Origin of the sequence: Bacillus sp. ES1-5 (assembly GCF_022487605.1) — a bacterium.
GTDB classification, from domain to species: Bacteria; Bacillota; Bacilli; order Bacillales; family Bacillaceae_G; genus Bacillus_A; species Bacillus_A wiedmannii.
In genome coordinates, this window is the sequence record NZ_JAKVPU010000014.1 from 75,494 (window position 1) to 96,172 (window position 20,679).

The 20,679-nt window shown below is 34.9% G+C and carries 19 protein-coding genes and 1 pseudogene; 13 read left to right on the forward strand and 7 right to left on the reverse strand.

The window, feature by feature from the left end; genetic code table 11:
• Window positions 1-300: 300 nt before the first annotated feature.
• Entirely contained in the window at window positions 301-1,614 is a 1,314-nt protein-coding gene (locus tag MKO96_RS27840; protein ID WP_240589272.1) for an ArnT family glycosyltransferase, read from the forward strand.
• 93 nt (window positions 1,615-1,707) lie between these two features.
• Here MKO96_RS27840 and MKO96_RS29670 read toward each other — a convergent pair whose 3' ends face one another.
• From MKO96_RS29670 to MKO96_RS27850, 3 genes and pseudogenes are all read right to left on the reverse strand, one after another.
• Window positions 1,708-2,448 carry a methyl-accepting chemotaxis protein gene (locus MKO96_RS29670; RefSeq protein WP_483298338.1) on the reverse strand — a complete coding sequence of 247 codons (741 nt, stop codon included), beginning with the start codon at window positions 2,446-2,448 and terminating at the stop codon, window positions 1,708-1,710.
• A gap of 15 nt (window positions 2,449-2,463) precedes the next feature.
• Window positions 2,464-3,009, reverse strand: a pseudogene (locus tag MKO96_RS29675) (protoglobin family protein); the annotation flags it as partial.
• Window positions 3,010-3,138: 129 nt separating this feature from the next.
• Window positions 3,139-3,771, reverse strand: a complete 633-nt coding sequence (locus MKO96_RS27850) for a trimeric intracellular cation channel family protein (protein WP_000924376.1) — start codon at window positions 3,769-3,771, stop codon at window positions 3,139-3,141.
• A 271-nt stretch (window positions 3,772-4,042) separates the two neighbouring features.
• On the opposite strand from MKO96_RS27850, the gene MKO96_RS27855 reads away from it, so the two are divergent.
• The 8 genes from MKO96_RS27855 (at window position 4,043) to MKO96_RS27890 (ending at window position 13,459) form a co-directional block, all read left to right on the forward strand.
• A complete protein-coding gene (locus MKO96_RS27855; protein ID WP_087983424.1) occupies window positions 4,043-5,449 on the forward strand; it encodes an O-antigen ligase family protein in 1,407 nt (468 codons plus the stop codon).
• 79 nt (window positions 5,450-5,528) lie between these two features.
• A complete protein-coding gene (locus MKO96_RS27860; protein WP_240589274.1) occupies window positions 5,529-6,629 on the forward strand; it encodes a glycosyltransferase family 4 protein in 1,101 nt (366 codons plus the stop codon).
• Between the two features lie 15 nt (window positions 6,630-6,644).
• Entirely contained in the window at window positions 6,645-7,385 is a 741-nt protein-coding gene (locus MKO96_RS27865) for a WecB/TagA/CpsF family glycosyltransferase (RefSeq protein WP_098273084.1), read from the forward strand.
• Between the two features lie 291 nt (window positions 7,386-7,676).
• The gene (locus MKO96_RS27870) at window positions 7,677-8,876 is read left to right on the forward strand and encodes an MFS transporter (protein WP_098273085.1); all 1,200 of its coding nucleotides are present in this window, start codon (window positions 7,677-7,679) and stop codon (window positions 8,874-8,876) included.
• Between the two features lie 268 nt (window positions 8,877-9,144).
• A complete protein-coding gene (locus MKO96_RS27875) occupies window positions 9,145-9,861 on the forward strand; it encodes a LytR/AlgR family response regulator transcription factor (RefSeq protein WP_098273086.1) in 717 nt (238 codons plus the stop codon).
• Window positions 9,862-9,982: 121 nt separating this feature from the next.
• The gene (gene cstA / locus MKO96_RS27880) at window positions 9,983-12,061 is read left to right on the forward strand and encodes a carbon starvation protein CstA (protein WP_000854302.1); all 2,079 of its coding nucleotides are present in this window, start codon (window positions 9,983-9,985) and stop codon (window positions 12,059-12,061) included.
• Entirely contained in the window at window positions 12,054-12,257 is a 204-nt protein-coding gene (locus tag MKO96_RS27885; protein ID WP_048560464.1) for a YbdD/YjiX family protein, read from the forward strand. Before cstA ends, MKO96_RS27885 begins: the two co-directional genes overlap by 8 nt.
• Before the next feature lie 146 nt (window positions 12,258-12,403).
• Complete coding sequence (locus MKO96_RS27890) at window positions 12,404-13,459, forward strand: GGDEF domain-containing protein (protein WP_240589275.1); 1,056 nt, start codon at window positions 12,404-12,406, stop codon at window positions 13,457-13,459.
• 82 nt (window positions 13,460-13,541) lie between these two features.
• Here MKO96_RS27890 and pdxK read toward each other — a convergent pair whose 3' ends face one another.
• Window positions 13,542-14,366 (reverse strand): pyridoxine/pyridoxal/pyridoxamine kinase, encoded by an 825-nt coding sequence (gene pdxK / locus MKO96_RS27895; protein WP_240589276.1) that lies wholly within the window; start codon window positions 14,364-14,366, stop codon window positions 13,542-13,544.
• 134 nt (window positions 14,367-14,500) lie between these two features.
• Between pdxK and MKO96_RS27900 the strand changes: the two genes are divergently transcribed.
• From MKO96_RS27900 to MKO96_RS27910, 3 genes are all read left to right on the forward strand, one after another.
• The gene (locus tag MKO96_RS27900) at window positions 14,501-16,072 is read left to right on the forward strand and encodes a GAF domain-containing sensor histidine kinase (RefSeq protein ID WP_240589277.1); all 1,572 of its coding nucleotides are present in this window, start codon (window positions 14,501-14,503) and stop codon (window positions 16,070-16,072) included.
• A gap of 20 nt (window positions 16,073-16,092) precedes the next feature.
• Window positions 16,093-16,740: a response regulator gene (locus tag MKO96_RS27905; protein ID WP_240589278.1), complete on the forward strand. Its 648-nt coding sequence runs from the start codon at window positions 16,093-16,095 to the stop codon at window positions 16,738-16,740.
• A gap of 190 nt (window positions 16,741-16,930) precedes the next feature.
• Window positions 16,931-17,557 carry an FMN-dependent NADH-azoreductase gene (locus tag MKO96_RS27910; protein ID WP_087983408.1) on the forward strand — a complete coding sequence of 209 codons (627 nt, stop codon included), beginning with the start codon at window positions 16,931-16,933 and terminating at the stop codon, window positions 17,555-17,557.
• Window positions 17,558-17,620: 63 nt separating this feature from the next.
• Here MKO96_RS27910 and MKO96_RS27915 read toward each other — a convergent pair whose 3' ends face one another.
• Window positions 17,621-18,292, reverse strand: a complete 672-nt coding sequence (locus MKO96_RS27915; RefSeq protein ID WP_240589279.1) for a transcriptional regulator YeiL — start codon at window positions 18,290-18,292, stop codon at window positions 17,621-17,623.
• A 102-nt stretch (window positions 18,293-18,394) separates the two neighbouring features.
• Between MKO96_RS27915 and MKO96_RS27920 the strand changes: the two genes are divergently transcribed.
• Window positions 18,395-19,090: a YjjG family noncanonical pyrimidine nucleotidase gene (locus tag MKO96_RS27920; RefSeq protein WP_240589280.1), complete on the forward strand. Its 696-nt coding sequence runs from the start codon at window positions 18,395-18,397 to the stop codon at window positions 19,088-19,090.
• A gap of 40 nt (window positions 19,091-19,130) precedes the next feature.
• Here the strand turns inward: MKO96_RS27920 and MKO96_RS27925 are convergent, their stop codons facing one another.
• Both MKO96_RS27925 and MKO96_RS27930 read right to left on the reverse strand, forming a co-directional pair.
• The gene (locus tag MKO96_RS27925; RefSeq protein ID WP_240589281.1) at window positions 19,131-20,363 is read right to left on the reverse strand and encodes a chloride channel protein; all 1,233 of its coding nucleotides are present in this window, start codon (window positions 20,361-20,363) and stop codon (window positions 19,131-19,133) included.
• Between the two features lie 169 nt (window positions 20,364-20,532).
• The coding region (locus MKO96_RS27930; RefSeq protein ID WP_240589282.1) for a zinc ribbon domain-containing protein at window positions 20,533-20,679 on the reverse strand (147 nt) is incomplete at its 5' end.

The following is a 20,679-nucleotide window of genomic DNA, read 5'->3' on the forward strand; positions in this document are numbered from 1 at the left end:
TATTTTCTGTTTTCAATCAGAATGACATGTATTGTAAGTGGAGTACAAAAAATTAAAAATCGATAGATATTTAATGAAGTAAAGAATTCCAGAAGAGGGTTAGTAAAACTTCTGTATTTGTATTCATGTAACTGAAAGAAAATTTATTACTATATAAAGTGTAGTGTAAAAGAGGATTCGCTTACATTGCAAGTGAAAAAATTAGGACCCTGTATTTGTCATAGAAATTCCCTATCAGCTGTGTACCTATTCATGATAGAATCGTTTTGTTATGAATGGAAATAGAGGTGCAATGGACATATGAATCATATACAAACAAATTTTTCGTCTTTTTTCAGTAAAGTAATGATTGGTGCGATGCTCGCATTTTTTGTTTATAGTTGTTGGTCAGCGTTTGAAACAAGTAAACAATTTTTTGGCGACAGTACAACAAGTGTAGCAATCGTATTGGTTATTTTTGTTATTCTCATGCTGTTAGTGGCATCGATTTTACAGTATCGTTTTACAGATAAACAATTTCTTGTTTTTCTTATAAGTACATCTATAATTGTGAGACTTAGTATGGTTCTATTTGTAGACATTCCGATAATTGGTGATATGAAAGCTATGTTTGAGTCTGCAAAGCAGATTGCAATTGGTAATAACGTAGAGAACGTAGCGCAGTTACCTTTTATTATTTATGAATCAATTATTATTCGTGTATTTGGTGATACAGTATTCGCATTGCAGTTATTCAATATTTTATTTTGCACAGGGACTGCATTTTTCATTTATCGTATTGCAGCAATTGTTTTTGGAGAAGAATGCGGCCGTATTGCTTCTGTATTTTACGCTTTATATATTCCGAATATATTTATGAGTTCCTTATTAACATCAGAATCGCTCGCAATATTTTTATTTTATTTGGCTTGCTACATACTTTTATATAAAGGTTTAGATCATCCTTATATGTGGGTACTTTCAGCAATTTTATTTGCATGCAGTAATATGATTTTCCCAATGGGATTATTCCTTCCTATTTTTATTGCTGTATATGTGTTGTTAATTGAATTCTTTCAATCAGCAATGAAGCAAAAAGTACTATTAAAGATGATAGGGATACTTATTCTATTTTATAGTGCTCATTTTGGTGTGAGTTATGGAATTCAGACAATGGGAATGTCACAATATACAATTTCAAATGAGACGTATGTTCAATCTGTTTTAATTGGAAAAGGTAAAAATGAGGGAAAAATAACAAAGAATCAAAGCGTAACAGAGCATATTGATCAAAAGCTAAAAGAGATTGAAGAAGAAAGATTTAAACTTTTAAAGCCGGTAATTAATCAATTCTCAGGTGAGGGAATACATTCTATTCTATTTAAAGGCGAAAAACTTATATATATAGCGGTAACATTATTTATGTCTATAGCTTTATTACACTTTCTTATTAAGAAACAACAAAACGAAGGATATATGTTGTTCGTTTTGTTAATTAGCGGATACGTATTGTTAAGGCTCTTCCAAGTAGATATGGCATATTACAATCTTATTGTGCCAGCCTTGTTTATTTTGCAAAGCTTTGGTGTTTATATGAGTTATGTTTATTGTCAAAAAATATTCTTCAGAAAATAAAAAGAATCCAGTTTGGATTCTTTTTTTTATGGATGGGAGATGAGGACTAAGAGTCAGCGGAGATGAAGAATCTCTACTGACATAAGCTTCACCCTATCTATTCAGTTCTAGTTGTAAACTATCAGCTGTTAGAGCCATTTTTGAGGAATCGTCTTGAATTCCTTTCATTACTTGTGAAATGGTTTCTAGCTCATTTTCAATTTTTTTATTCTGTTCTTTCGAGTTAGACATGTCTTTTACAATTTCTTGGAAGTATTGATCTGTTGCAGACATACCATCCGTTCCTTCAGATACGAGGGAGCTAATTTGTTTCACTGAAGAAGAGACACGAACAATTTGTTCATTTGTTTTTTCAACGAGCTTTGTAACGTTGAATATAGATTCTTTCGTTTGCTCTGATAACTTGCGAATTTCTCCAGCTACAACAGAAAAGCCTTTGCCAAATTCTCCAGCACGTGCAGATTCAATAGCAGCATTTAGTGCGAGCAAATTTGTTTGCTCTGCAATTGATTTTACAATATCTATAATCTCGTTAATTTTGTTAGAAATATCGAGAAGTTCATGAGTATCTGTAATAATCGTTTCCATGTTTGTTTGAATGTATTCCATTCGTTTATTTTGCTGATTTAATTGTTCTTTCCCTTTATTCGCTTTTTCTTCTGATGTTGTAGCTAATGATGTACCTGTTTTGGCAATTTCTACAATAGTTTCAGATTTAGCGGTTAACTGTTGAATAGAAGCGCTCGTTTTTTCAGATACAGATGCTAGTTCTGTTGCAATATGCGTAATGGTCATAGCTGTTATTTCTTTTTCTTTTTCGTGTTCTTTTTGCATTCTTTCATATTCATATTCATAGGCCGCAATAACGAGTTCTTGTTCAAGGGTAAATAATTTGTTTATTACGTTTATAGAATAAGAAAAATCGTCAATTGTTGTAATTTTTGTTTGTAAAATCTTCATGATAGAGCGGAATAATTCTTGGTAAGCAGCTGTATACCACTTTCGATGTAAGCCAATTTGTACATGTCTTTTGGCAATTCTAACACGTTGTTCAATAAAATCTTCATGCATGTCTCCGCTGAATAATTCTTTTATGTGCGTTTTTAAAGTTTGCTTTAATTTTGGAATAGAGCTATAACGTTCAATAATAGTAATTAAATTAGGTTGTTTTGTAATATTGGCATAGAATTTTTCCGTAATCCAATCAATTTCTTCATAAATAAAGGGCTGTAGTACCTTTACGATTTGTAAATCTTCTTTTGAAATATGTAGCATATCCATTTGAATCTGCAGTTCAGAATTAGTAGGCATGTTAAAAGTGATTTTTTGATCCTTACTTAATTCAAGTATACTGGCGTTTGTTTTATTTGTATGTTTTTTAAAAACCCCAAGCATCGTTCTTCCCCCTGTATATAAAGCGTTTTCATTTTTGGTTCTAATATAATTATATATTTTTATATACAATTACTCTATATTAGTGTGTAGAATAGTATATAAATTAAGAGAATTCTATGTAGAATCCTCTTAATGGCCTTTATTAATTTTAGCATGTGTTTTAAAGAAAACTGGGAAATGTACATTATATATTACAGTGACAACACGAATAATGAATGTTACTAATAAACAAACATAGAAAGCTAATACGTGTGCCCCCATTGCATATGTGATTAGGAAACTAATTGCTCCTAAGATAGAAGCGATTGCGTAAATCTCTTTTCGGAATACGTAGGGGATATCTTGAGCGCAAATGTCACGCAAAATACCGCCTCCAATACCTGTAATGACTCCCATTGAAACAACTAAAAATGAGGCGTCAACATGATGTGACATTGCCGCATTTGCACCAATGGCTGTAAAAACACCTAAGCCAACAGCATCAGAAAGCATGATAACGACTTGCAGTTTATTGATACGCTCAAAAAACATACAAGTAAATAATGCTGATAATACACTTACAAAAAAGTAAATGGGTTTAACAAATGCGACAGGAGGCAGGTTACCGATCATAATATCACGAATAATACCGCCGCCGAGCGCAGTGGCTACAGCTAAACAAAGGACACCGAATAAATCTAAATCTTTTTTTAAACCAACTAATGTACCAGAAATAGCAGCGGCGATAATGCCAAGAAACGTAAATATGTCGATTAATAACATTGCTGTAATCCCTTCCTCCTAAAGATGTTCCAGAGAAAAAGTATACACTAAAGTTATGTAAATAACAATGCATTTTCTTTACATGTAGAAAAAAAGAAAAAATGAGGAAAGAAAGCGCTTGAAAATGCAAATATGCTTTTTTCTATAAGGTAAGATTGGGGAGAAATGTGAGACGTTTAATTAAAAAATATATGTTATAATAAATATTTGAGATAAGAAAAAAATATTAACAGTATAGATTGAAATTAGGTAATAGTTATGGAGGTTCTAGATGTTAAGCGAAAATAGTAAAAGTAATAAATTTGAAAATTTCCTATTAATCTTTATTTTGTTGCAACCGATTTTAGATTTACTTACAGCGTTCTGTATCATGGTTTTAAAAATTGATACGACCATTGGAGTTATTACACGCTTATTCGTTATGTTCCTAAGCGGGATATATATTTTAATTCAAACGAAGAAACAAGGAAATATAAAATATATATTGTATATAATCTTAGTGGGAATAGTCTTCACCATCGGATTGATAAATAATAAGCTTACAAAAGATCCTATGGTACTTACAGAGGAAATTAAATTTATAGCGAAAGCATTATATCCGTTTGTTATGCTTACTTGTTATGTGTTTGTATTTAAGTCTTTAAAAGAGAAAAGCCATTCAAATTCAAAAATGCGTGACTATATTACGTATGCATCGCTAATTATAGGAGTAGTCATGGTAGCTTCGATTACTACTGGAACAGATTATAATAGTTATGAATGGGTAAAGTTAGGATCACGCGGTTGGTTTTATGCAGGTAACGAACTAGGATCTATTTTAGCCATCATGTGTCCAATTGTTATTTTGTATTCAATTGAAAGAACAAAAAGTATAGGTAAAGCGTACTATTGGATTCCTTCAATTTTAGTTGTTTATTCACTATTTGCAATTGGGACAAAGGTTGGCGTAGGAGCAATCTTTGGATCAATGGCTATCGCAGTTGTTATGTGCTTTATTCAAGCATTTACACAGCGTAAAGATGGAAAGAAACATGCCTATTTATTAAATGGTTTTCTTGCAATAACTGTATTTGTAGGCATATTGGCATATACACCTTTTTCACCGTTTATGAAAAATATGGGATTCCATTTCCAATTAATTGAACAAGAACAGAGTGCGAAAAAGGAAGAGAAAAAGAAGGAGGAAGCTAAAGAGCACAAACCTCCTGTGACAGAGCAAGAAAAAGAGAAAGAAAAAGCAAAAGAAAAAGTAGCGGAGAAGAAAGAAGAAACGCAAGCGCTTATTTTTAGTGGGCGTCAATTATTTGAACAGATGTATAAAGATTTCTATAATGAAGCCCCAATGTCTCAAAAATTATTAGGAATGGGTTATGCTGGTAACTATAAAGAACAGCCGAAATTAATTGAACGTGACTTCCACGATTGGTTCTATTCTTTCGGAATCATAGGGTTCATTTTACTTGTAATTCCATTCTTATACTTTGGTATTAAATTTATTGCATGTATATTTACTAAATTTAAACAAATATTCACAGTGAAATATGCAATGATGATTGCAGCAATACTTCTCGGATTAGGTATCTCATTCATGGCTGGTCATATTTTAATTGCACCTGGAGTGAGTTTCTACTTAGTATTAATCATGGCATATTTAATAGTTGACTTGGAAATTGAATGATAGAAAAATAAAAGCTAGCATAATGTTAGCTTTTATTTTGTTATAGTAAATAAAAAGAAAAAAATGGGGGATGTAAGAAATGAAAGTGTTGCATATGAATGCTGGTGCAGAAGAAGGTGGGGGGAAAACACATATTATTTCACTTTTATCTCAATTTTCAAAGGAAGAAGTGGAATTAATGGTATTTGAAGAAGGTGCGATTGCTAGAGAGGCGAGAAACCTTGGTATTCAAGTGCATGTTTTTACCCAATCATCTCGGTACGACCTATCAATTCTTTCAAAAATAAGAGCATTTATTAATGAAAATCAATTTGACATTGTGCATACACATGGCGCACGAGCAAATTTCTATCTCTCCCTCTTGAAAAAAGGTATAAAAGCGAAATGGATAATGACTGTCCACAGTGATCCAACTTTGGATTTTATGAAGAGGGGATTAAAAGGATGGGTATTTACGAAGTTAAATTTACGTTCTTTCAGGAAGGTAGATTTATTCTTTGCAATTACGGAAAACTTTAAGAGAAACATAATAAAACTAGGTGTACCAGAAGAGAAGATTTGTACGGTTTATAATGGAATTGAGTATGATAATACTCCAGCAAAACCTTATGATAAGAGTGAATTTGGCATCGATGAAGGAGTATTTACAGCCATTCAAGTAGCGCGTCTTCATCCTGTTAAAGGTCATGATATTTTATTTGAAGCGTTACAAAAAATTAAAATTCAAAATATAAAGGTGCTCTTGCTTGGTGATGGACCTATAGAAGCAGAATTAAAAGAGATGGTGAAACAAAAGGGCTTAGAGGATAAGGTGATGTTTCTAGGTTTTCGTACAGATTCCAAAGAATTATATGCATCTGCACACATTAATTTGTTAACCTCTTATAGCGAAAGCTTTCCTCTTGTTTTATTAGAAGCGGCTAATCAGCGCTTAACATCTATTGCAACAAATGTAGGTGATATGAGAAAGTTAATAGTTGATGATACGTATGGATGGGTTGTACCAATTGGTGATGCAGACTCGTTAGCAAACGCGTTAGAAAATGCTTATGAAAAATGGTTGAATGGTGAATTAGAAGCGATGGGAAATCGTTTATATAATCATGCATCTACTCATTTCTCGCTAAAAAATTTGTATGAAGATACTTATAATGCATATAAAAAACTTTTACTGAAATAGAGAGGATAGTTAATCATGGAAGTAAAAACGGTTGATATTCTAGGTGTTCCTTTTTCTACAATGACAATGGATGAAACAATCCAATATTTGAAGGGACAACTAGAATTGGAGCGAACTCATACTTTTCAGGTAGTAACAGCGAATCCTGAAATTGTTATGTGTGCAAAAAAGGATGAAATATTCCATAAAACATTATTAAATACAGATTTAATTACACCTGATGGTATTGGAGTTGTAAAAGCAAGTGGTATGTTAGGTACACCTGTAAAGGAACGTGTAGCAGGTTTTGATTTAATGTGTAATCTATTTGCAAAGTTATCAGAGGAGAATAAACCGGTATCTGTTTTCTTACTTGGTGCAAAACCGCATGTTGTACAAGCTGCAGCAGATCATTTAACGAAGACGTATTCAGCTGTATCTATTGTGGGTACACAAGATGGGTACTTTAAACAAGAAGAAGAAGAGACTATCGTTTCTCGTATTCAAGAAGCAAAACCAGATTTATTACTTGTCGCGCTTGGTTTCCCAAGACAAGAGAACTTTATCCAAACTAATAAGCATCGTTTAGAAACGAAGATGGCTGTTGGAGTCGGCGGAAGTTTAGATGTATGGGCTGGAGAGGTAAAACGTGCACCAAAATGGATTCAGGCGATTAACTTAGAGTGGTTTTATAGATTGTGTAGTAATCCAACGCGCTGGCGTCGTCAGTTAGTATTAGCGGAATTTTTAAAAGAAGTCATGCGTTCGAAAAAGTAGCGGAATATCGCTACTTTTTTATTTGGTCATTTTTAATAAAATGAGGTTTTGCTCATCCACCACTGATGGTTAACCTTCATCAATCGGACGTTTAATGGCAGTTAATCTTCCATCTAGCCTCTTTGCTTCAGCTGAATTTTGAGGTGGGAGTCTTACTGCCCTCAAATAGTGGGATAAGTATTTTACTTTTTGGGAATGATGAAGGAGAATTTTTTACACGAAAGTATTTTACTTATGCAATTCACACATGTAAAATGATGTGTAAAGACAGCTGTGTAAGGAGGACTTCTTGTGGGCAAGGTGAAGGAAATTTCGAAGCGAAAGCTACTTGGTATAGCAGGGCTTGGATGGTTATTTGATGCAATGGATGTTGGAATGCTTTCATTTGTAATGGTAGCATTGCAAAAAGATTGGGGATTAAGTACGCAAGAAATGGGCTGGATAGGTAGCATTAATTCAATTGGTATGGCAGTCGGAGCGCTCGTTTTTGGAATACTATCAGATAAAATAGGGCGGAAATCAGTCTTTATTATTACATTATTACTATTTTCTATCGGTAGTGGTTTAACTGCTTTAACGACGACACTTGCGATGTTCCTTGTGTTACGATTTTTAATTGGTATGGGGCTTGGCGGAGAGCTTCCCGTTGCTTCTACATTAGTATCAGAGAGCGTTGAAGCACATGAACGTGGAAAAATAGTTGTGTTATTAGAAAGCTTTTGGGCAGGTGGATGGCTAATCGCAGCTCTTATCTCGTATTTTGTAATTCCGAAATATGGTTGGGAAGTTGCAATGGTATTGAGCGCGGTTCCGGCATTATATGCTTTATATTTAAGATGGAATTTACCGGATTCTCCGAGATTTCAAAAGGCTGAAAAAAGACCATCTGTTATCGAAAATGTAAAGTTGGTTTGGTCTGGTGAATATCGTAAGGCAACAATTATGTTATGGATTCTATGGTTTTCTGTTGTCTTTTCTTACTATGGGATGTTCCTTTGGTTACCTAGTGTAATGGTATTAAAAGGATTTAGTTTAATAAAAAGTTTCCAGTACGTACTTATTATGACGTTAGCTCAATTGCCAGGATATTTCACGGCTGCTTGGTTTATTGAACGACTTGGTCGTAAGTTCGTTTTAGTTACGTATTTAATTGGTACAGCGTGTAGTGCTTACTTGTTTGGAGTGGCGGAGTCATTAACAGTATTAATCGTAGCAGGCATGTTACTATCCTTCTTTAATTTAGGTGCTTGGGGTGCATTATATGCTTATACACCGGAGCAGTATCCAACGGTTATTCGTGGTACAGGTGCAGGGATGGCAGCAGCATTCGGTCGTATTGGTGGTATTCTTGGGCCGCTATTAGTAGGATATTTAGTTACTTCACAGGCTTCACTATCACTAATATTTACGATTTTCTGTGGATCAATTTTAATTGGCGTAGTTGCTGTAATTGTACTTGGGCAAGAAACGAAGCAACGAGAATTAGTATAAGGTGAAACTTTAATCGGTGAGGGATTTATTCCCCACTGATTATTAGCCAGCACCAATTGTGTTTTTGGGGAAGTAATACTCATTTCTTCGCATTTAGTGAGTGTTACTTCCTACAAATAATGGAATAAAAGGACAGGGGAACCGTCGTGGTTTCCTTTTTTCTGTTTTTTTAGATAAATAATGGTATAGTAAGAAAAAGGGAATGTTTCTTATAAAAGCGAATGTATACAACAAGACATATGGACAAAAGAATTAGGTGGTTGAAGAAATGAAAATTTTACTGATCATGGAAGAAGCAGAAGAGCGAAGAAGTTTAGCTGAAAAATTTACTGAAAATATAAGGAATGTAGAATGTTTTGAAGCGAATACGGGAACAGAATCCTTATTTATTATGAAAAAGCATACACCAGATTTTGTTTTCTTGAATTCAAAATTACTAGATGGAACTGGTTTTGAATATGCGAGTTTATTACGGGAAGTAAATTGTTATACGAAATTGATTTTTATGGGTGAAGATATAGAAGAGTCTATTACGGCATTTCGTTTTCAAGCATTCTATTATTTACTACGCCCATTTCGTGAGGAAGATTTGCAATTCCTTTTATATAGAATGTGTAAAGAGCAAGGCGAGAAAGCAAAGAGTTATTTGCGAAAACTACCGATAGAAGGTCAAGAGGGAATTCGGTATATTTTCCCTGAAGATATTGTATATGTAAGCAAAAATAAGGAAAACAAAACGGTTTCAATTTATACAACAAATAATCAGTATATTTCAACATATACACTTCAAGAGCTGGAAAATAGGCTAAATGCATATGATTTTTTGCGTGTGCATAAAAGTTATTTAATTAATATGTCATATGTACAAGAACTAAAACCTTATTATAATGGCACATATAATCTGTATCTAGATAAATATGATGAGCAACCGATTCCAGTTAGTCGTAATTATGTGAAACGACTTCGAAATAAGATTGAATTATAGTAGGTAATGCGAATTTTTTAACATGATAAACTAAAAATCCTTCATGATAAGGAGGATTCAAATTAAATATTCAGAAAATTTAGTACAATCCCACTAAGCGATAGTATTGGGGGGATTGTATGTGAAAACATTGAAGTCGATTTTACTATGGGGAGTTATTGCAGCAGTAGGCGCAGGTGCTTTTGGTGTAATAGCTTTATCACAAGGTGAAACTATTAATGCCGTTTGGCTCTTAGTAGCTGCGGTATGTGTGTATGCAGTTGCTTACCGCTTTTATAGTAGATTTATAGCGAGAAAGGTATTTGGTTTAGATAATAATCGGCAAACGCCAGCCCATACATTAAACGATGGAAAAGATTATGTTCCAACAAATAAGTGGGTATTATTTGGGCACCATTTTGCAGCAATTGCTGGGGCAGGCCCTTTAGTAGGACCGATTTTGGCAGCGCAAATGGGATATTTACCAGGGACAATATGGATTATTGTTGGGGTAGTTGTCGCTGGAGCTGTACAAGATTTTGTAATTTTATTTGCTTCGATGAGACGGAATGGTAAATCTTTAGGAGAAATGATTAAAGATGAGATCGGTCCTGTTACAGGGCTTATTGCAATGATAGGCATTTTAGGCATTATGATTATTTTATTAGCAGTATTAGCATTAGTAGTAGTAAAGGCGCTTGTCGGAAGTCCTTGGGGAATGTTTACAATAGCAGCAACGATTCCTATCGCTATTTTAATGGGAGTGTACATGCGCTACATTAGACCTGGCCGGGTTGGTGAAGGGTCAGTAATCGGAATTATTCTACTTATACTGTCTCTTATTGGAGGACAGTATGTAGCAGAACATCCAACGCTTGCAAGCATGTTCACATTTAGCGGTGAGACGATTGCTATTATGCTTATTGTATATGGATTTATCGCATCGGCCTTACCGGTTTGGATGCTTTTAGCACCACGTGATTATTTAAGCACATTTTTAAAAGTCGGAACAATTGTTGGATTAGCAATTGGTATTTTAATTGTAGCACCAGATTTACAAATGCCAGCAGTTTCGAAATTTATCGATGGAACAGGTCCTGTTTTCTCTGGAAACTTATTCCCATTCTTATTTATTACAATTGCTTGTGGTGCGGTGTCTGGATTCCATGCCCTCGTTTCATCAGGTACGACACCAAAAATGATTGAACAAGAGGGACACGCGCAGCCAATCGGTTATGGGGCAATGTTAATGGAGTCATTTGTAGCGGCGATGGCCATGATTGCGGCTTGTGTATTAACACCAGGAACTTATTTTGCAATTAATAGTCCCGCGGCACTTATCGGTACGGATGTCTCGCAGGCAGCTCAAGTTATTTCTTCATGGGGATTTGCTATTACACCAAATGAACTAAAAGATCTTGCTGTAAACGTTGGAGAGCAAACGATTTTATCACGCACAGGTGGTGCACCAACGTTAGCGATAGGTATGGCGTATATTTTCTCACAAGTAATAGGTGGAACAGCCATGATGGCCTTTTGGTATCATTTTGCAATCCTCTTTGAAGCTCTATTCATTTTAACAACAATTGATGCTGGAACACGTGTAGGCCGATTTATGATTCAAGATATTTTAGGACATGTATATAAGCCATTTGGGAAAACGGATTCTACATTAGCGAATGTGATAGCTACAACGTTATGCGTATTAGGGTGGGGTTATTTCTTATATCAAGGGGTGGTAGATCCGCTTGGTGGAATTAATACGTTATGGCCACTTTTCGGTATCGCAAATCAAATGTTAGCAGGTATTGCATTATTACTTGGAACGACAATTTTGTTCAAAATGGGGAAAAAGGCATATGTTTGGGTGACACTTATTCCAACTGTTGGATTGCTTATTGTAACGATGACGGCGGGTTATCAAAAGCTATTTCATGAAAATCCTAAAATAGGATTTCTATCTCATGCAAAGGTGTTTCAGGGAGCATTAGATGAGGGGAAAGTGTTAGCACCAGCGAAAAATGTTGCTCAAATGAAGCAAATTATTTTCAATGATTATATTGATGCAGCACTTTGCGGGATTTTTATGATAGTTGTAATCGCTGTATTAATTTCTGCAATTCGAATTTGGATTCAAGTATTAAGAAATAAGCCGATGCCGCTAAAAGAGGCGCCATATATTTCTAGAGATGAAAGTGAGTCGAGGAACTATTATGCTTAAACGACTACGGAAAGTATGGGGACAAAGAAAACACTTTATTAGTTTACTGGTTGGGGTACCAAGTTATGAAACATATGTAGAGCATATGAAAAAGCATCATCCAGAAGAAGAGGTTGTATGTCAAAAACAATTTTTTGCAGAAGCGCAAGAAGCTAGGTTTAATGCAAAGGGTGGAAAGATATCACGGTGTTGTTAATAAAAAGGGCGAATTTTCGTCCTTTTTTATTTTTTGCTGTTTCACGTGGAACAGCAAAAAATAAATAAAAAGCTTTGGGAATTATAGGTATTTCGTATACAATAAAATAAGGAAAGGGAGAGATAGAAAAGTTGGGAGATTATTTTATGTTAAGGGACTTATTTGTAAACACAACCATTATTCTTTCCTTTATTTTTGCTGGAGGTCAGCTTTTACGAGATAGGCCGTTAAAAGAAGAGTTTTCTCTTTGGCAGAAATGTGTAGTAGGTATTCTTACTGGAATATTAAGTGTACTGTTGATGCATTTTGGTGTACATATTGAAGATATTATGTTGGATCTACGTTATTTAGCTGTTATTTTGGCAATTATAATTGGAGGTCCGATAGCTAGTAGTATAACAGTTACTATTATATTAATTACCCGATTATTTTTTACTGAGTACTCTTTAGCCTCTGAATTGGCTTGTTATACAATTGTATTGATAGGTTTTGGAATTATTTTTATTTGGCGGATGAAAGCTTCTATATTTAAAAGGTGGATCTGGTTTAATGTATATAGTTTATCTATTTTAGCGGTGCCACTTTCTATTTTATTTAAGGATATGTCTATAGTAGCATTATATTTAGTTTGTAGTGGTGTTGCAGCATATATCACATTTATAAGCGCAAATTATGTATTGCAATCCAATGAGTTATTTCAAACGATGAAGCAATACGCAACGATAGATGCATTGACAGGTTTAGGAAATGTAAGACAGTTTGATTTAGAGATGAATCGTCATATTGGTAATAAGCGCATGAAAAATGATTCACTTTGTTTACTACTTATAGATATTGATCACTTTAAGTGTGTAAATGATACGTATGGGCATCCTGCGGGAGATGAAGTATTAAAACAAATGGGGCATATTTTACGAGAAGTTTCAATGTTTCCAGATTTGGCTTTTCGAAAGGGTGGGGAAGAGTTCGCACTTTTGATACCGCAGAAAGGATTAGCTTATGGAATGCGTATGGGGGAACAAGTTCGTACGGCTGTTGAAAACCATCCATTTCAATTGCTAAATGGAACAAAAATAAAAATTACAGTTTCAGTAGGAATTTCAGTGTATGAAGAATCACCAGAGCTATTTATTCAAGCTGCTGATGATGCATTATATTACTCCAAAAGAAATGGTAGAAATCAGGTTAGTTCTGCATCTTAAAGGTAAGATGACCAGAAGAGCTTATAAAAAAACACCCACAGAGAGGAAATATATAAACTCTGTGGGTGTTTTCATTTATATGTTAGACAAGTTCTTTTGATGCAACGAATTTACGATATGCACCGTGATGTGTTGGGCCTACGTATTCGTTGATCTTGAATGAATAACGGATAGCAGCTGTGATAAATTCTTTAGCAGTTTTTACTGCTTCTTTCACAGTTTTTCCTTTTGCAAGTTCTGCTGTAATTGCAGCAGAATATGTACAACCTGCGCCGTGTGTATTTGTCGTATCAATTTTTTCTGATTCTAGAAGATCGAATGTTTCTCCATCATATAGGACGTCGATTGCAGTTTCCGTACCAAGCTTGCTACCGCCTTTAATTAGGACGTATTTCGCACCTAAAGCGTGGATTTTTTTTGCTGCTTCTTTCATGTCTTCAAGAGAATTAATCTTTACGCCACTTAATTGGTAAGCTTCAAATAAGTTTGGTGTTACAACTAATGCTTTTGGAACAAGAACGTCACGTAAGCAATCGTTCGTTTCAGGATGTAATGCTTCATCAGCACCTTTACATACCATAACAGGGTCAACTACTACATTTTTGAAATTATGTTTTTCGATTGTTTCAGCAACCATTTCAATAATTTCTACTGATCCAAGCATACCTGTTTTTAAAGCATCTACTCCAACACCTTCAATTGTCGTTTCTAATTGTGGTTTTAATGTAGAAGCTGGGATTGGGAATACGTTATGTGCCCAACTGTTATGTGGATCCATCGTTACGATTGTCGTAAGAGATGTCATTCCGTATACACCAAGTTCTTGGAATGTTTTTAAATCTGCTTGTATACCAGCACCGCCACTTGTGTCAGAACCAGCGATAGTAAGTGCTTTATTTAATGTCATTATGAAATCCCCCTCAAGTGATATAATGAAAACTATGTTTTCACCATTATATCAATGTTACGAATAAGTACAAAGTGAAAAGTAGATGATTTACTTTAGGGGCGATTTAAAATCTTGTATGTAGGAGATTAGGTATGTTTCGAGATAATCGTACAAATGAATTAGTTATATTAAAAGAAATTGCAGAAACGCTAAATACTTCAAATGATACATATCATGTATTGCAAGCAGTGTTAGAAAAATTACTTAGTGTAACAGGTTTAACGACAGGATGGATTTTTCTTGCGGATGAAAATGGGAGATATACAAAATTAATCGATTACCAGTTACCAGAGGCACTTACATATGAAAACAAACGCCCGATGTGTGAAGGTGAATGTTGGTGTTTACGTGGTTTTGTGGATGGAAAATTAGAGCGAGCTGTTAATATTATTGAATGTAAAAGAATTAACAATGCAATTGAATATAATTGGGGGGATGCGGAAGGGATTCTTCATCATGCTACGGTTCCTTTAAAAGCTGGAGGAGAAAAATTTGGTTTGTTAAATGTGGCAAGCCCAGGTAAAACACATTTTTCAGAAGAAGAATTAGTATTGCTTCAATCAGTTGCTTTCCAAATTGGAACGGCTTTAAAACGAGCAAAGTTATATGAAAATGAAAAGCGAAGAGCGCATTATTATGTGAAATTAGAACGGTTCATTCAAGTTTTAAGGACGATTCATCAATTTAATCTATTGCCTGAAAAAGTTGTAAATCAATTAGGTGAAGTGTTTCACTGGAATCAAGTCTCATTCTTTATTAGGGAAGAGAAAGAATTATCATTGCGGGCATCTTATTGCGAGGAAGAATTGCCAGAGGATATAAAAGAAGCAGCGAAAGAAGCGTTAGAAAAAGGTGAACCTATTTTATTAAACCATCAAATCAGTCATAAGATAGCCTCTAATAGGACAGTTATCGCTACACCAATACAGATTCAAAGTCATATATTTGGTGTTTTATGTGTTAGTTCAAATAATGGTGAATTTGATGTGAATACGATAGATGTACTTCAAGTAATAACAAACCATATTTCTTTCGTGATAGAAAATTTAAGGTTAAATGAGCAACGACGTGAACTTGTACGAATGGAAGAAAGAAATCGGTTAGCAAGGGATTTACATGACTCCGTTTCACAAAAGCTATTTTCGTTAACCTTTATGACAAAAGGCGCTGAGGCAGTTTTAAAAAGTCAAAATGAAAAGGTAGATCAATCTTTGCATGAGATGCGTGAACTAGCGCAAGGAGCTTTAAAGGAAATGAGAACATTAATTTGGCAACTTCGTCCGGCGGGATTAGAAAAAGGCCTATTACCAGCTTTAAAGCAGTACGGTGAAAACTTGGGGCTGAAAATTCGGGAACAAGTTACAGGTGTTCGTGATTTACCGCGCGTAGTAGAGGAAGCACTATGGCGAATTGGACAAGAAGCTTTAAATAACGTAAGTAAACATGCGAATGTCAGAGAAGTGGCGATTTATTTCAAAGTGACGGAGAAGAATGTATCATTAGAAATAGTCGATCAAGGAAACGGCTTTGTAGAAAAGGATATAAAAGAGAAGAGATCACTCGGTATGACTACGATGCGCGAAAGAGTAGAATTAGTCGGTGGAACAATTAAAATTGTAAGTGATAAGAAAAGAACAAGTGTAAAAGTAAACGTACCATTATGATGTGAAAATGAGGGAAGTTTGTGAAAATAAAAGTATTGTTAGTTGATGACCATACAGTCGTTTTAAAAGGATTAGCATTTTTCTTAAGTACACAGGAAGATTTAGCGTTAGTTGGAGAAGCAAATAATGGGAAAGAGGCGTTAGTGAAAGTAGGGGAGACGAATCCAGATGTTGTACTAATGGATCTATATATGCCCGAGATGGATGGCGTTGAGGCGACGGCGTGTATCAAAAAAGAATATCCAAATGTGAAAGTAATTGTATTAACTAGCTTTTCTGATCAGGCGCATGTTTTACCAGCGTTAAGGGCGGGGGCAAGTGGGTATATTTTAAAAGATGTAGAACCGGATCAGCTTGTGGAAGCTATTCGAAGCGCATATAAAGGTAATATTCAATTACATCCGGATATAGCAAATACTCTTCTCTCTCAAACATTACCTGTGGAAGATAAGGAAGAAGAACCTTCTATTCAAGTGGATGTGCTAACGGCGAGAGAAAATGAAGTGTTACAGCTATTAGCGAAAGGGATGAGCAATAAAGAGATCGCTTCTGTTTTAGTTATTACAGAAAAAACGGTAAAAGCTCATGTAAGTAGTATTTTGAGTAAGTTGAACTTATCTGATCGCACGCAAGCAGCATTATATGCAGTGAAAAATGGAATTGTATAAGACAAAAGTCGTAAGACCTAGTTCGCCTTTAGAAGGTGGACTTTTTTTATGGAAAAATACGTCTATGTGAGGACGAAATTGTCTTGATATAAAGATAAAATATGTTTGTAAGCAACAAAACAACAATTACAAGGGATACCTTTTTTGAAAGCATATAACAACAGAAGAGTGAGTACTAGGAGGAAAAACAATGGCAACAGTTTTATTTGTAAAAGCAAACAACCGCCCAGCGGAACAAGCAGTTAGTGTGAAATTATACGAGGCATTTTTAGCAAACTATAAAGAAGCACATCCAAATGATACAGTAGTAGAACTTGATTTATATAAAGAAGAATTACCATATGTAGGCGTAGATATGATTAATGGTACATTCAAAGCAGGTAAAGGATTTGATTTAACTGAAGAGGAAGCAACAGCAGTAGCAGTTGCTGATAAGTATTTAAATCAATTTTTAGAAGCTGATAAAGTCGTTTTCGGTTTCCCATTATGGAACTTAACGATTCCAGCAGTGCTACACACATATATTGATTATTTAAACCGAGCTGGCAAAACGTTTAAATATACGCCAGAAGGTCCAGTTGGTCTAATTGGAGATAAGAAGATTGCATTATTAAACGCGCGCGGCGGCGTATATTCTGAAGGTCCAGCAGCTGAAGTAGAAATGGCTGTTAAATATGTAGCAAGCATGATGGGCTTCTTCGGTGCAACAAATATGGAAACAGTAGTTATTGAAGGACATAACCAATTCCCAGATAAAGCAGAAGAGATCATTACAGCTGGTCTTGAAGAAGCAGCTAAAGTAGCAAGCAAGTTTTAATTGAAAATAGAATCGTCACTCGAAAAAAGTAGCATTAACAGGTAAACGTTAATGCTACTTTTTTTATATTTTAAGTTCATCAGCAAGTTTTTCTAATTGAATTCGATCTTGTATGTAATAGGTTCTTCCGTCTTTTTTTAAGTAATTTTGCTGGCAAAACTGGTTTAATACGTATAAAAGATGGCGATAGCTGACATTTAAGTATTCCGAAGCCTCGGTATGTTTTTCTGTATAACTGTTATTTTGTTCTGTTAATAGAATAAACGCCGCTAATCGATTTTCGAACGGATAACTATTATTTTTGGCATAACTTTCTGTTCGGCTAATTGTTTTTTCACCGATAAATTTACATAATTTCTGTAGAAAGGTAGCATCTTGCAACAAAAGATGCCGACAATCTTTAAGAGGGAGTGCTAAGCACATACAATCTTCAATCACTTCCACCGTTTTCGTAACGGATTCTACGCCAATTAACCCTAATTCCCCAATGAACGAAGGTGCTTGAATAAAGTTAATTAAGGAGACCCTTCCATTTTTATGACTCATATATATTTTCGCCTGCCCGGAAATTAAGTAATAAAGATAAGGAACATCAACTCCTTCAGTACATATCCTTTCTTTCTTTTGAAAGGAATGTAGTTCAGCATACGGTAAGACATTAAAAGAAAAAAGAGTATGGAAGTTGGAAGTTTGCATGTGATGAGAGATTTCTTCGCTATTTTTGCTGACTTTCATATTTTCACCTCATTTTTAGTATGAGATATCTCCTATTATGTTTACAAGAAAGAATGATACGATTTATATGAATTTTTTGTAGAAAAGAGAGTGTGAGGGCTTATGAAAAAATATAAAACACTTTTATTTGATGTAGATGATACATTGTTAGATTTTCAGAAGGCGGAGAAAGTGGCGTTACGTATGCTGTTTGAAGAGAACGGGATCCCTCTAACTAGAGAGGTTGAAGCGCACTATAAAAAAATTAATAAACGTCTTTGGGAGGCTTTTGAAGAAGGGGAAATAAATCGTGATGAAGTCGTAAATACACGATTTTCAATTTTGTTGAAAGAATATGGGGAAGAGATAGATGGGATATTATTCGAAAATAATTATCGTAGCTACTTAGAAGAAGGAAATCAGCTCATGCAAGGCGCATTTGAATTTATAAGTCAAATTCAAAGTGAGTATGATTTATATATTGTGACAAACGGTATTTCTCAGACGCAAGATAAACGTTTACGTAATGCAGGATTACATGCCTTGTTTCAAGATATTTTCGTTTCTGAGGATACAGGATTCCAAAAGCCGATGAAAGAGTATTTTGATTATGTTTTTGAACAAATTCCTAATTTTGTTCCTGAAAAGGGGCTCATTATTGGGGATTCGTTAAGTGCGGATATTAAGGGTGGATATGTAGCGGGAATTGATACTTGTTGGTTTAATCCAGAAAAGAAATCAAATAATAGCGAGATTGTGCCAACATATGAAGTGCAAAATTTTGAAGAGTTATACGCATTATTGAAGCAACGTGTGTAATAAAAATAGGCAGTGGAACTTTTGTCCCTACTGCCTATTTTTATTCGTTTATAGCTTCGTTGTTTTTAGGAAGTGGAAATGCATTACCGATCGCTGCAGCTCCAAGCATCGGTAATAGTAAATTGAGCGGGAAAAACATGAGTAGTAGTAATGTTATAGCAATTGGTTTTCTTAATGCATAGCTTGAAATTGCTGTTGTGACGATGGCTACCGAAGCGATTGGATCTATCGGGATAATGGAGGCTATAGCATATCCGATACTAGATCCAGCAAATATGATTGGGAAAATATGTCCGCCGCGCCAACCTGTATTTAAACAAACGGCAGTAATACATAATTTTAAAATCCCTGAAAGAAGTAGTACCCAGAAGGATAAATGGCTCCATTCCACAACTAAATCTTTTAATTGATGTTCTCCTGAGAATAATGTGTACGGGAGAAAGGTTCCTGTAATTCCTAATAAAATACCACCGATAATACCAAGTGATAGTTTGTATTCTTTTAAGGGATGAATTAATTTCTCTAATGTGAACTCTAATTTGAAATAAAAGAATCCAACTATAGCACCAATACTAGCAAGTGGAAGAAAGGCAATCCATTCATTAAGAGAAAGAGAACCTTCTCCGAAATCAACGATAAAGGATCCGCGATTATCGAATTTACTAAGTAATAAATAAACGGAAAAACCAGCGAAAGTAGTAGCTAAATATACAATTGCTTTTTTTCCTTTAGAAAATTCGTTAATTTGGTCACCCTCATTTTCATTTGGAGCTAAATAACCGAATAGCGGCGCGTTAAAAATTACACTTAAAGTAGCACCAATTCCAATCTCTGTTAGTTCATTCATTCCCTTTAAGGCGAATGTAAAGCGATCCCCTACCCATGTACAAAGTCCACCAATAATTCCAACAAGCGCTGCTTCGGGACCTAAGCTAGCTCCAAAGATTAAAACGATAATCGCAGTTAAAGTAGCTTTATGTACAAAACGGTATTCAATTCTACCTGTTTTTTTATATTCACCCATCACTTCAGGCATAAGACGTGGATATGTGCCGAAGTATTTTTGAGTTAAACCAACGAGAATACCACCGATAGTTGTTACACAAATAGTGTAATACGGGGGAGAAGCGAAAATAGTAGGTAAGTATCCCCAAATAAAGTGAATGCCGATATTTATTGTAACTAAAAATAGCCAGACTGTAGCTCCTACTATAGAGCCTAAAAGAATGCCGTATAGGACGAGTATATAGTGCATGTCCTTTGTGTTTGTCATGTTATACCTCCGTTATGTAAGTTTTAATGTCGAAAGGAGTGAACTACTCACCACTTAACGTCCTTACGGACTGTTTGAAGTGGGAGCTTCTTGGGAAGTAGATACGTTTATTAGCTATCTATATTTACCAAGCTATAAGGGTAGTACCTACCCCTAAAGAAAATACCAATTACATGGCTAATTTTAGTAAGTTTATACTTGCGTTTACATCTCTATCATGATGGCTATTGCATTCAGGGCAAGTCCACTCTCTAAGGCTTAGATTCTTGACTTCCTTATTTTTATAACCACAGCAAGAACACAATTGGCTACTCGC